Source organism: Paenibacillus endoradicis, from assembly GCF_024721975.1.
Window position 1 is genome coordinate 106504 of the sequence record NZ_JANQBB010000009.1, and the last position, 13900, is coordinate 120403.

14 protein-coding genes are annotated in these 13900 nt (G+C 37.9%); all 14 read right to left on the reverse strand.

The features are described from left to right. Positions 1-18 precede the first annotated feature (18 nt). The 14 genes from lysA to NV377_RS23760 all read right to left on the reverse strand — a co-directional run bounded on the left by lysA (position 19) and on the right by NV377_RS23760 (position 13876). Positions 19-1350, reverse strand: coding sequence for a diaminopimelate decarboxylase (gene lysA / locus NV377_RS23695; protein WP_258203296.1), 1332 nt, complete (start codon positions 1348-1350; stop codon positions 19-21). Between the two features lie 118 nt (positions 1351-1468). Beyond that, a complete protein-coding gene (locus tag NV377_RS23700) occupies positions 1469-3112 on the reverse strand; it encodes a spore germination protein (protein ID WP_258203297.1) in 1644 nt (547 codons plus the stop codon). Positions 3113-3167: 55 nt separating this feature from the next. Continuing rightward, complete coding sequence (locus tag NV377_RS23705) at positions 3168-3596, reverse strand: stage V sporulation protein AB (protein WP_258203298.1); 429 nt, start codon at positions 3594-3596, stop codon at positions 3168-3170. Further along, on the reverse strand, positions 3589-4242 hold the full coding sequence (locus NV377_RS23710) for a stage V sporulation protein AA (RefSeq protein WP_258203299.1): 654 nt from the start codon (positions 4240-4242) through the stop codon (positions 3589-3591). Before NV377_RS23710 ends, NV377_RS23705 begins: the two co-directional genes overlap by 8 nt. Positions 4243-4555: 313 nt before the next feature. Continuing rightward, a complete protein-coding gene (locus NV377_RS23715) occupies positions 4556-5392 on the reverse strand; it encodes a hypothetical protein (protein WP_258203300.1) in 837 nt (278 codons plus the stop codon). 120 nt (positions 5393-5512) lie between these two features. Then, entirely contained in the window at positions 5513-6094 is a 582-nt protein-coding gene (locus tag NV377_RS23720; RefSeq protein WP_258203301.1) for a hypothetical protein, read from the reverse strand. Between the two features lie 245 nt (positions 6095-6339). Beyond that, a complete protein-coding gene (sigF, locus tag NV377_RS23725; RefSeq protein WP_258203302.1) occupies positions 6340-7095 on the reverse strand; it encodes an RNA polymerase sporulation sigma factor SigF in 756 nt (251 codons plus the stop codon). A gap of 19 nt (positions 7096-7114) precedes the next feature. After that, positions 7115-7561 carry an anti-sigma F factor gene (gene spoIIAB / locus NV377_RS23730; protein WP_258203303.1) on the reverse strand — a complete coding sequence of 149 codons (447 nt, stop codon included), beginning with the start codon at positions 7559-7561 and terminating at the stop codon, positions 7115-7117. Beyond that, the gene (spoIIAA, locus tag NV377_RS23735; protein ID WP_258203304.1) at positions 7558-7911 is read right to left on the reverse strand and encodes an anti-sigma F factor antagonist; all 354 of its coding nucleotides are present in this window, start codon (positions 7909-7911) and stop codon (positions 7558-7560) included. The genes spoIIAB and spoIIAA overlap by 4 nt, the downstream gene beginning before the upstream one ends. Positions 7912-8064: 153 nt before the next feature. Continuing rightward, a complete protein-coding gene (locus tag NV377_RS23740) occupies positions 8065-9267 on the reverse strand; it encodes a D-alanyl-D-alanine carboxypeptidase family protein (protein ID WP_258203305.1) in 1203 nt (400 codons plus the stop codon). Positions 9268-9634: 367 nt separating this feature from the next. Beyond that, positions 9635-10963: a pyrimidine-nucleoside phosphorylase gene (locus NV377_RS23745; RefSeq protein ID WP_258203306.1), complete on the reverse strand. Its 1329-nt coding sequence runs from the start codon at positions 10961-10963 to the stop codon at positions 9635-9637. A 272-nt stretch (positions 10964-11235) separates the two neighbouring features. Next, positions 11236-11418, reverse strand: a complete 183-nt coding sequence (locus tag NV377_RS23750) for an aspartyl-phosphate phosphatase Spo0E family protein (protein WP_258203307.1) — start codon at positions 11416-11418, stop codon at positions 11236-11238. Positions 11419-11544: 126 nt separating this feature from the next. Further along, the gene (locus NV377_RS23755; protein ID WP_258203308.1) at positions 11545-12372 is read right to left on the reverse strand and encodes a purine-nucleoside phosphorylase; all 828 of its coding nucleotides are present in this window, start codon (positions 12370-12372) and stop codon (positions 11545-11547) included. Between the two features lie 322 nt (positions 12373-12694). Beyond that, positions 12695-13876: a phosphopentomutase gene (locus NV377_RS23760; protein WP_258203309.1), complete on the reverse strand. Its 1182-nt coding sequence runs from the start codon at positions 13874-13876 to the stop codon at positions 12695-12697. Positions 13877-13900 lie beyond the last annotated feature (24 nt).

Here is a 13900-nt window from a genome sequence, read left to right on the forward strand (position 1 = left end):
ACGTTACCAATTTTGAGCCTATTTCGCAAGTGTAGATTTTTGTAGACGTGCAGGAACAACATCATTACATACAATATCTTCCAAAGATTCACGTTTAACAACTAGATCTGCTTGACCATCTTTTACAAATACAACAGCTGGACGACGAATACGATTGTAGTTACTAGCCATGGCATAGTTGTATGCACCTGTACAAAAAACAGCTAGTAGATCGCCGCTTTTTGACTCGGGAAGATTAACATCCCAGATCAACATATCGCCGCTCTCGCAACACTTTCCGGCAATAGAAACCACTTCTGTAGCTTCTTCATTCGCACGATTAGCTAATACAGCTTCGTATTGAGATTGATATAGTGCTGGACGAGGATTATCCGTCATACCACCATCAACTGCTACGTATTTACGAACACCAGGAATGTTTTTGCTTGTACCAACTGTATACAATGTTGTTCCAGCATCGCCAACCATACTACGACCTGGTTCAGTCCAAATTTCAGGCCATTCATAGTTTGCTTCTGTGAAATTAGTTTTAATCGCATCTGCAATCGCATTGACATATTCGCTAATTGGAAGTGGAGAATCACCTTCAACATAACGAATACCAAAACCACCACCGACATTAATTACAGTGAATAAAATGTTGAATTCATCACGAATAGCTACTGCAAATTTCGTAACTTTTTCAACGGCCATACGGAATCCTTCAACTTCAAAAATTTGAGATCCGATATGGGAATGTACACCCAGTAGATTTATGTGAGCTAGATCATTGGCTTGGATAATCGCTTCTCTTGCAGATCCATTTCCAAGATCAAATCCGAATTTAGAATCTTGTTGACCAGTTGAAATATAATCATGTGTATGTGCTTCAACGCCAGGAGTAATACGCAATAACACATTAACTACTTTATTTTTTTGTGCTGCAAGATCATTAAGTACATGTAACTCAATAAAATTATCAACTACGAAACAACCAATACCAACTTCTAAAGCCATATTGATTTCTTCTTCTGTTTTGTTATTACCGTGGAAGTGAATTCGCTCAACCGGGAAGCCTGCTTCAAGAGCTGTATATAATTCTCCATCAGAAACAACATCTAGAGACAAGTTTTCTTGCTCTGCTAAAACACACATCGCTTTTACAGAAAATGCTTTACTCGCGTAAGCTACTTGAAATTTCAAACCAGAAGCTGTGAATGCATCTACATATTCACGTGCGCGTTGTCTAACTAATGCTTCATCTACTATATATAGTGGAGTACCAAATTCACTTGCCAAATTAGCTACATCAACTCCACCAATTTCTAAGTGACCATTATCATTTACTTTACTAGTACCATGTAAATACATAAATTCCCCTCTGCTTTCCTCTATCACTGTAAGATAGACCAATATTCATCATTTCTCACAGTATAACTCATATCGTAAGCATTAAGAAATGGATATTTACACATGAAGTTTGTATTTTTCAGTTTTTATCCTCATTCGGCATACGATCGTATTGCTGTGGTCTCATGATATTTGGTCGAGTTCGATTATACAACATTGGCTTCCGAATTAAAATATTTATAACAGATTTTATATCAAAGGGAATAAATGGCCAAAGGTATGGTCGATTCACTGAACGTTCCATAGCTAGCGCCACAATGATTATTGTTACTGGCACTACTAGTCCTGCTAATCCAAATAACGATACAGTAACAATTAATAACAAACGGATCAAACGATTGGCAAGCCCCAACTCATAACTCGGTGTAGCGAACATTCCAACGGCTGCAATTGCCATATATAGTATTACTTCGTTAACAAATAAGCCTGTTTGTACAGCAATGTCACCGATAAGAATAGCAGCAACGAGTGACATCGCAGTCGCGAGTGACGTTGGCGTATGCACGGAAGCCATTCGCAAAAGATCAACACCAATCTCAGCGATAATAAATTGGATGACTATCGGAATTTCACCTGTTTCTTTCGGACCTACAAATGCAAGTAAGTCTGGTCGATATTCAGGATGCAATACAAATAATAACCATATTGGCAACAACAATAATGACATAAGTATGCCTATAAACCTTACCCAACGTAAGTATGTACCTACGAATGGAGTTTGACGGTTCTCTTCGGCATGCTGCATTAAGTCAGCATAAGTAGTTGGCATTGTCATAACACTGGGGGAAGTATCAACAAACACGGCTACAGCGCCTTCTAGAAGGTGAGAGGCTACAGTATCTGGTCTTTCTGAATAGCGAACAAGCGGAAATGGATTCCATGCTCGGTTAATTGTCACTTCTTCCAATTGCTTATCTGCTAATGGTAAACCATCAATACGAACCGCTTCAATTTTCTCTTTAATAGATGCTAACAATGTTTTATCAACGAGATCATCAATGTAAGCAATACAGACATCAGTTTTCGTTCTCGTACCTACTCGCAAAAGTTCATACCTAAGCATAGGATCTTTCAAACGACGTCTAACGAGTGAAATGTTAACCATCAAAGTTTCATTAAAACCATCTCTACTTCCACGAACTACCTTTTCTAATGAAGGCTCAGATAGTCCACGCGCTGGGAAATTACGAACCTCGATTGATAACGCGATTGGTTGATTATCAATAAATAATGCACACTCTCCACCAAGTACGCTAGCTATCATCAAATTCCAATCTTCTTCCTTGCGTACTTGCGCCGAAGGCACATAGTATGTGAAAAAGCTATGTAATGCATCATATCCCAAATCTTTTGCTTCAAGAAACGTCAATCTTTTCAATATTTCAAGCATGATTGTGGAATTAACTAGTCCACTAACACAAAGCATTGCAATTCGAGTATTGCCAATGGTCATCTCTCTTACAGACACATCAAAACTTTTTTTGTAACCAATTTCTTCTTCCAGTCGAATGAGAATATCTTCAATTTTAGATGGAATTGGTTCTACAGGAGCTGTCTGCTCCTGACGCTTCATTTCACTTGAATGATAACGATCGCCATCGAACTCGCTTTCATCATCTATATCTTGATGCTTTGCAAATCCATCATTTTGGAACTGATTATGAGGTGGAATCGGTTGATTTTCCCCTTGTTCATTATGTTCCTCCTGATTTTCATAGATCATTACTGTACACTCCTTTAATATATTTTTAGATTAGCATTAATTTAGAGATTCAAAATTACCACTGAAAGACTAGCCAATCAAAAAAGGAACCTACTGTTTTGCCAATGACCATAGCCATCACTAATGCAACCATAGCACGTGACAAACTTAGTCGTTTGGCTATAATCGGAAGTACATTCATCACTTCAGTTAATGCAGCTGCCAACATCCCTACAAACATGCCATCAAGTAACCCGATGAAGCTGGTTAAAGGCGGTAATGGTAAGTTCAATTGTATATTCAAGAAATCTGTTACTGTAAAGTAAAGCGCTCCGCTTATTAAAGCTGCTTCAAACAAATAGGATAGGTGATAACTATTCGTTAACTGGGCAAGTCTTGGAATAAGATCAAAAATAACAAGTAAAGCTACAAAGCTCGTCCCGACAACGACCCCTCCTGAAAGCGCAAGGAACATAATAAAACCAATTTGTAAAAACTCAATCATATCCTTCCTCTCCTACCGAGCTTTTCTCCTTATCTTGCCGATTTCTAATTTCTTCAGCGATCACATATGTATTAACATTTTCTTGATACATATACATTTCAACTTCAAGTGGATTAGGTTCTTCATTAAACTTCTTCCGGAAAATATGGTTGAAAAACAATATCATCCCGACCCCGACTCCTACCGAATAAGGAATTTGAAACCAAAGTGGATGATCTTCACGTTTCCCTGTAATTAGCTCTACAATGCGGATATGTGTATCCTTCATATTGACATCAGAGTGAAAGTTCATAAGCGCTAAGCCAGATCCGAAGAATAGTAATAACCAACATACGACAAGTAATATGTAACGAGGTTTTTTCTCGCTACTTGAAATCATTACTAATACTTGAGGATCACCATACACATCGATTGATATTGTTGGCCATTGTTGTTTTACCTTCTCAATTATTTGCAGAAGATCAATAACTACTCGATTTCCATCCTTAAGATTGTGCTTATATAGAATTAACTCAGAAAGTTGACCATTTATTTCCTTATCATCAACAAGAATATGCGCTGCATCAGATAGTTTCACACATTCTTGTTGTCGAATGCTAATTCTACGTTTTAAGCGCAAATAGAGTGTATTTTTCTCCGCATCCATACTATTTACACCTCTTTTCCACTTAAATATCGTTAGATCATACATAGTATTTGCAATTGTATCTTTCCTACTCCACATCACAAAAAAAAGATCATTTCAAATTTCCCGAAATATTCTGTCCAAAACAAATAGACTGTCAATGAACTAGTTAACAACTAATTCATTGACAGCCTATTTTTTTAGGTAGTAACTACTTACTCTCGTTACATCTATTCATTAACAGTTACTTGAGAAGTCTAAGAAATCTCTACCGAAGATATCTTCAAAAAAACTCTATGTTTTTTACATTTTGCTTATCATTTTCAAATCCCATTTAACGCTCTTGTCCCACATAGCGGATATTTGCCTGTTCATATCGATAAAATGGATTACGACCATCCCATCCTTCACCCATAACAAATGGATCCAATCTCTCGTACTCAGCTGTTGAAACAATACAAACATAATAATATCGCTGCAGTCTATCTTGAATTATCGATGGTGTTAGTTCATTATTAGCAGTTAGCTTAATGAACTCATTTATGTAGAGATTTTTCGGAACCATATATTCGAAGACAAGTTGCTTTTTCCAGCCTTTCAGCCCCGCGAACATCATTGCTTCTTCACTAATATAATCTCCCATCTTAAATTTCTGATAAGGAAGTTTCTGCTGCTTATAGTAACTCTCCGTTAATAAATATAGATTCGAGCTTATTTCATGTGCACTCATTCTAGGTATCCCGTTAAAAATGTCCTCTGTATTCATATGAATTTTCAATAAATCAAACATTCGAGACGTTAGAAACTCAATTAATCCATTTCGAAAATCAGTACTCGGAAGATTAAGCTGTGTAGTATCATCTACTTCTGGCACTATGTCCTCTTCAACCTCATCATACGATTCATTTGGTTCAATTATAAGGTTTCTATATAGACCAATCCTTACTCTTTGCCAATGCTCTGAACGGTTCAAAGCAAAACTGATTGCTTTGCCCACAGCTAAGTTATTATCACTTTCATAACGTTTATTATAATAAGCTGAGCTTCGGAATATCTCCTGCAACGTATGTGTTTGAATTTCTATAGTATCCAATTCATTTTCTGCATAAAAGTTCACAAATTGGAGTGTCGCTTCATTAAGGGATAGGTGTACTGTCATTTCATTCGTCATCGGGAGACCCTCCAAAATTGATCGTTCTTTCTATACTAATAGAGAGGGTAGTTATTAGGCAACCTTCTTTAGTACTAATGACGGTTTTAGAGGGATGATTTATTTATATAATGTATCAAATTATAATTGAATATTTCTTGTAATATTCATTGAGGGTTGAGATTTTATACTACTTACAATTACTCTAGTTAGATATGGTGTCAAATCATCTATGAATAGCAAAGCTGCTACTTCGTTATTTGAATTTATATAATTGATTATAAGATAGTTATGCAATGTCTTCTTTTCTTTATTTGTAACTTTTAATCCAACCATTAAACCAATGGGACCAAATAGAAGACCTCCCGTAATTCCTTTTAGAGCACTACTGTGAACAATATTAGCAATTTCAACATCTGTTTTTATTTCTAAAGCAGTAATTTGTGAATGATGCAAGTTGAAGTTTATTCCGCCACCTTCAATAACTAACTTGTCGTTATACAAAGTTACCTGGCATCTTGTTTTTTCCGAGATAGGTAGCCCTTCCACATGATGAACACTTGTTGTTTCAATTATTCCTAACTGTTGTCTGTGTTTTTCAAGATCAACTAAGCCTTGAGTTTTAGTTTTTAGCAAGGATCCTAAAATCACAAAAAATACAGTCAACCTAATCGCTACGCCTGAACCATCAAAATCAGGACTCGAAATAGTTACTATTGTCATTATGATCCCGGGGATAACTAGTATAAAACAAATCGCAGCTAATATATTTCTGAATAAACGAATTTAAATCACCCCTGCAATTATTTTGTATATTCTCTATATATTACCACAACAATTATTGATGGACCATTATCTTTCATTGCATTTCCCCTATGTTAAATATGAAAAGGATCCGGAATGAAATCATTCCGGATCCACATATCAACGTATTAAGATCAAATCACTTATAAGAGGTAGTACTTACTCTATAAAGCAATCTGCTCTTTAATAAGTTGTAGTATTTTCTTCTCAAGACGAGACACTTGTACTTGAGAAATACCAAGTCGATTGGCAACCTCTGATTGTGTCTTATCTCGATAATAGCGTAAATATACTATCATTCGTTCACGCTCACTAAGTCCACCAATTGCTTCTGTTAACGCTAATTTATCGAACCATTTATCTTGCGAATCATCCGCAATTTGATCCATTAACGTAATCGGATCACCGTCATTTTCAAAAACTGTTTCATGAATGGATGTTGGTGGCTTATTAGCCTCCTGGGCGAAGATAACGTCCTCAGGTGTAATCCCCAATCGCTCTGCAACTTCAGAAATAGTCGGTAATCTTCCCATTGTTTTGGAAAGTTCATCTTTCATTTTACGTACCTTATTGGCGGTTTCTTTCAAGGATCGGCTAACCTTGAGTGTTCCATCATCACGTAAGAAACGTTGAATCTCACCAATAATCATTGGAACCGCATATGTAGAAAACTTTACATCATAAGATAAATCGAATTTATCTACTGACTTGAGCAATCCAATGCATCCGATTTGAAAAAGATCCTCAGGCTCATATCCTCGATTCATAAAACGTTGCACGACTGACCAGACAAGCCTAATATTTGAGTTAACAAGACGATCTCGCGCTTCCATATCACCTGATTGGCTAAGAGCGATTAATCGCTTTACCTCAGAATCTTCCAAATACGGTTGGCCCGTTTGCTTAAAATCGACTTTCATGAGGTTCAACCCCTATGCTCTAATAATAGAGCGCTTTTTTTGATTCAATGCGCTTCGTCATCATAATACGAGTTCCACCGCCGACAGTGCTTGAAGCTTCGAAATGATCCATAAAATTTTCCATAATCGTAAAGCCCATTCCAGCTCGTTCTCCATCAGGTAATGTAGTGAATAAAGGTTGACGTGCAAGTTCCATATCCTCAATCCCTTTACCATTGTCACTAATTTCGATGACGATTCGATCATTTTCAATACTTGCATTAATCTCTACTTCTTGACTTGGATCATTGTCATATCCGTGAATAATACAGTTGGTAACTGCTTCGGATACAACTGTTTTCAGATCATTTAATTCTTCTAATGTAGGATCAAGTTGACTGGCAAATGCAGCAATTGCAATACGAGAGAGCGATTCATTCTCAGATCTAGCACTAAACACTAGTCTCATTTTGTTTCCCGCGTTCATGATACCACCTCCAAGCTAGAAAGTGCGTGAACCTCATCGTCATATACATCGATAATTTTGAATAAACCAGATAGCTCTAAAAGCTTATATACTGGTGAATCAATATGACAAAGAATTAACTTTCCGCCCTTATTCTTCAACTGCTTGTAACGACCGAGCAGTACGCCAATACCTGAACTGTCCATGAAGGTTAACGTTTCTAAATTCATCACCATATGATGAGAATTCTCCTTCAGAAGCACTTCATCCAGTCTTAGTCGAACATCCTCAGAAGTATGATGGTCTAGTTCTCCGGTTAGGCGTACAATGACAACATTTCGATTGTGTACTACTTCTGTGCGCAATGACATCCATCGCTCAGCTCCTCATCGTTATATTTGTGTCAAATAAAACTAGCTGCTTTTTGGCGAATAGAGAATCATTCCACATCTGCGTTGTTAATTCCTGCACCGTGACAAAACTAGAAGAAAACAGTCAATTGCCGACAAATACTTTACATGATTTTACTTAAATAAGCTCTGTGTTGACCGTTTCAACAAGCGGAACCAATTCACTTTCTCGACTGTTCGCGGTGCTAATAATTCAAATTCTTTCATCGCTTGTTCACCTTGATAGATAGTCAGTTTACCAATAGGTTGACCTGCGACAATCGGTGCTTTTATCGATTTGTCCATATCAACTTCATAGTAAATTTTAGAAGTGTCACTTCCACGTCTAATTAAAATTGAGAAAGGTTGCTCTGCAGCGAGATCAACTCTGCTTTCCATTCCTTTTTCTATCTCTAGTGAACCAATTGTTGCTCCCTTTTCAATGACCACATGATTGCTATATTGCGCAAACGCGTAATCCATCATTTGTGATACGTCAGAGTTTCTTACTTTTGTATTAGGAGCACCCATCACTACTGCAATTACACGCATGCCATCGCGCGCAGCAGATGCTGACAAACAGAACTTAGCTTCACTGGTATAACCAGTTTTAACCCCATCTGCACCTGGATAGAAACGTACCAATTTATTCGTATTTACAAGCCAGAACGGTTTTTCCGAATCTTTCCGAAGATAATCTTGATATTTCCCTGTAAATTGTCTTATTAGATCATATTTCATTAACTCACGTGATACTAATGCGATATCATAAGCAGAAGAATAGTGATTCTCTACTGGCAATCCATTAGAATTCATAAAATGTGTGTTATTCATTCCCAGTTGCTTCGCACGTTCGTTCATTAACTTAACGAACTCTTCTTCTGTACCACCTAGTTTTTCAGCTAGTGCGACAGATGCATCATTTCCAGATGCCATAGCTACACCTTTAAGCATTTCTTCCACAGACATTTCTTCGCCTTCTTCAAGGAAGATTTGTGAACCTCCCATTGATGCAGCGTTGGCACTTGTACGAACCATATCTGTTAGTTTAATCTTCCCCTGACCGACTGCTTCCATTACTAGTAGCATTGTCATAACTTTCGTAATACTGGCAGGAGGTAGTTTCTCATTACTATTTTTCTCAAAAATAACAGTGCCGCTATCTGCATCTATTAATACTGCTGAAGCAGCGTTTAGTGCTAGTGAAGGTCCAACATTAGAGTTCGTTTCTATTGTTTCTACCTCTTCAGATGATAGCGTAAGCGCGTCAATCGTTGCTCCAGAATAACTGGACGATATGAGGCAAGTTAATACCAACATCAATACTATTTTTTTCAACTTATGTCCCTCCTACAAACTTTTCGTATTTTCTTGAGAAGCTTCCTTGTAACGAAAAGTTACTTCGGAAGCATAAACCTAATTAGCTGTTCTTCTAGACATAATGAAATAAATCTTCATTAATTGTCTCACTTACTTAGTCATTGTTGACGAATATATTAAAAATTATTCCATCAATGGTAGTATTCATCTTTTGTCATTTGCAACAAATTAAGTAACGAGTATAGCCATTAGAGTTGTATCGAAATAGCAATCAAGTAGACTAAAGATTGAAAGTACAATTACGCACATAACAACACTACAAAAAAGCCTCCAAAGTACTAGCAATTCGCTAATACTTTGGAGGCTTCATTATTATGAGTATTGACTACAGCGTAGTTACTCCATCTTTTGTCACAATCGCCATTAATAATGGTCGTAATCGTGGTTTCTGTTCACTAATGTCATAAGCGCTATGAACCATTACAACCGGATCTGAGTCCTCGTTGACATCTTTATTCACATATAGTGTCGCAAGCACTTCACCTTGTTGTACAGCATCTCCTACCTTCTTACGAAGCACAATACCAACAGCATGGTCGATCGACTCATCCTTTGTTGCTCGACCAGCACCTAACTTCATCGCTGCAATTCCTAGTTGCTCAGCACCTATAGCATTCACATAACCTGAATGTTGGCTCTTCACATCAAACAGTTTAGATGCTTGAGGAAGTTTACTAACATCATGAACGATTGAGCCATCACCGCCTTGTGCTTCCACAAGTTCTTGTAATTTAAGTAACGCCTTGCCGCTTCTTAAGCAATCTTCTACAACTACTCTTGCTTCATTATAACTAGTAGCTTGTTGACCCAATACAACCATATGAGCAGCAAGAGTAATGCACAGCTCAGTCAGATCGTCTGGTCCCTTACCTTGTAGTGTAACAATAGCTTCTTCAACTTCAAGTGCATTACCTATTGCAAAACCTAATGGCTGATCCATATCACTAATTACTGCTGCTGTGTCACGACCAACTTCGGTTCCAATACTAACCATCATCTGTGCTAATTGGATGGACTCTTCTAGAGTTTTCATAAATGCACCGTTGCCTGTCTTCACATCAAGCACAATAGCATCTGCACCAGCAGCAATTTTTTTACTCATAATAGAACTCGAAATAAGTGGAATCGATTCTACAGTTGCCGTAACGTCTCGCAGTGCATACAATTGTTTGTCTGCTGGTGCCAAGTCACCACTTTGTCCAATAATAGATACACCAATCTTATTCACTTGATCAACAAATTGCTGCTGTGTGCGTTCCGTGTGGAAACCTGCTATAGATTCTAGCTTATCAACAGTACCTCCAGTATGACCAAGACCTCTACCAGACATTTTAGCAACTGGAACTCCTAACGCTGCAACAAGTGGAGCTAGAATTAAGCTAGTCTTATCTCCGACTCCTCCAGTAGAATGCTTGTCCACCTTCACACCTTGAATGGCAGACAAATCAACTTGATCACCTGACTTTGCCATAGCTAAAGTCAAATCGGCCACTTCTCTTGCAGTCATTCCATTAAAATAAACGGCCATTGTCCATGCTGACATCTGGTAGTCTGGAATGTTACCTTGGCAATACTGTTCAATCCATTCATTAATTTCTTGAGTTGATAATTCTTTTCCATCGCGCTTCTTCTGAATAAAATCTACTGCTCTCATGAGTCCCTCCATTAAGTGTGCTAGTGAATTCTGGCTAGGTAATTGGTAAACGTTTAAGTGCGAAACTTAGGGTATTACCACTGAGAAAGCTATAACGGTTATAAATAAGATGCTCAAAGTACATTCAATGTACAACGGCATCTGTAATTGATGCGTAAGAAACATAATACGGTAGCAAAGCTGACTCGGAAAAATATAAGATTCAATGTCGATTATGTTTCTTCCTTAATTTCATGAACAACACCAAACTGTTACTTTCTCTTCGAACAATTTTACAAGGCACAAGTTAGCAACGGATAACTCGAATGACTGTATTGTGCTTTCATGATGTATTCATCAAGTGTCTGACTCAGTGCAATAACATCATGATGTAGCAAGCTACCTCGTTGGCTTGCAGTTAATTCCATCTGTTTGCGGAGAAATTCAATTTTCACATTAAGCTGACTGTCTATCACTTGTCTAACCATCCTTCTTCATAATAACTTGTTTTACGCAGAGTACTAAGACATTATACGACGAAGTGATTTTCGAATGTTGTCGCAATCCGTCAGTTGAATTGTGACAACTTTGTGACAGTTTCACTAAATTTTGACGATTAATGACGTAACTAGTTCTAAAAATTGCGATTTAACGCGATCTGTCGTTTCCATAACTTCTACATGAGACAATGGTTGATCCAAAATTCCTGAAGCCATATTGCTAATACAAGAAATACCGACAACTTCAATTCCACTATGTCGAGCTGCAATTACTTCAGCAACTGTTGACATTCCAACTGCATCTGCACCAATAATTCTCAACATTCTGATTTCAGCAGGTGTTTCATAAGATGGACCTAGCAATCCAGCATATACCCCTTCAACTAGTCCGATTCCTTTATCCGATGCAACATTTTTCGCTATTTCTCTTAGACGTTTACTATACGCTTCTGACATGTCTGGGAACCTGGCACCTAGTTCAGCGTCATTTGCTCCGATCAACGGATTTTTACCTGTAAGATTTAGATGATCTGAGATTAACATTAGATTACCAGATGCAAATTCTAGATTAATTCCACCAGCAGCATTTGTTACAATTAGAGATTTGACACCTAATGCTTTCATTACTCTAACCGGAAATGCCGTTACTTCTGGAGCATATCCTTCATACATATGGAAGCGACCGCGCATAAGGACTACAGTTTTTCCAGCAATCGTTCCGATCATCAATTCACCAGCATGTCCTTCAACCGTTGATACTGGAAAATGAGGAATATCTTCATAGGCAATTACTGTTGCGCCTTCAATATAATCACCTAACACACCTAATCCTGATCCAAGTATTAGACCTATTTCTGGCATTACATTTATTTTCTCTGCAATATATTGTGCTGCTTCATTAATTTGCTGACTTGCATTTACTGTACTCATATTAATTCCTCCTAATCTTTTTGTAGCTTCCTAGTGTGACTTCTTGTCATACAAGAAGTCACACTAGAAAGCATTAACTAAATATTATCATATTTCTTCGTTATCAAAGTCCGCTGTTTGAACTACCTTTTCTAATAAAGGTTCAAAAAGCGGGCTTTCAGAATCGAGAAGATGAGGAGCTACTAGTGGAAGGAGGAAGCGCAAGTGTAAAGGTTTGGTACACGCGTACCGGACTTCCCAAGTTCACTTCATATTCGATGCCGAATAGTCTAACGAAGCCTATCTTCGTTATCAAAGTCCGCTGTTTGAACTACCTCTTCTATTATTGTAATAGGGATAAGAAGCTAGTCCCAGTCGGCGGAGCCGCCACTTCGAAATTATTAGCGATGGTAGCCCCTAAATCTGCAAATGTTGATCTAGTCTCAAGTTGTTGTGGCTCTTTAAAAGAAGGACTATACAACAGGATGGGAACATATTCACGAGTATGATCTGTTCCTGGGTGAGTAGGATCATTTCCATGATCTGCTGTAATGATCAATAGATCACGCTCACCTATTTGCTCCATCATTTCAGGTAACGCTTCATCAAATTGCTCTAAAGCTTTGCCATATCCAATCGGATCACGGCGGTGACCATATAGAGAATCGAAATCAACGAGATTCGTGAAGATAAAACCATTAAATTTTGTTTTCAATAGTTCAATGGTTTGATGAATACCCTCTTCATTACTTTTCGAGGGATGTGATTGATTAATACCTTCGCTATCAAATATATCATAGATTTTACCAACCGAGATCGTCTCAAACCCACCATCTTGCAATTCGTTAAGTACTGTTCTTTGTGGTGGCTTCAATGCATAATCATGTCTATGAGGGGTACGTTTAAAGTTCCCTGGTGAACCAACATAAGGTCTAGCTATTACTCGTCCTACGGAGAAACGATCCTCCATCGTTAATTCGCGAGCAATTTCACAAGCTTTATATAACTCCTCGAGAGGAATGATATCCTCATGGGCAGCTAACTGGAATACACTATCCGCACTTGTATATACAATCCATGCACCACTCTTCATTTGCTCTTCGCCAAGCTCATCTAAAATCTCCGTACCACTTGCAGGCTTATTTCCTATCACTTTTCTGCCAGTACGTGACTCAAATTGTTCAATTAATTCATCTGGGAATCCATCGGGAAATGTTTGAAAAGGCGTTTCAATACGCAGTCCCATTATCTCCCAATGTCCGGTCATTGTATCTTTCCCTACTGATGCTTCTGCCATCTTTCCATAATAGGCTTGTGGCTGCTTAGATAAGTCTGGTGTCCAATCATGAATAGATGCAATTCGGTCTAATCCTAACGCTCTCAGATGCGGTAGATTAAGTGTTGTATATTCACGAGCGATATGACCAAGCGTATGACTTCCTACATCGCCAAACTGATGTGCATCTGGCAATTCTCCGATACCTACACTATCCAATACTACGACAGCAATTCGATCAAACTTCATATGATCACTCCTAAACTTTTTGTA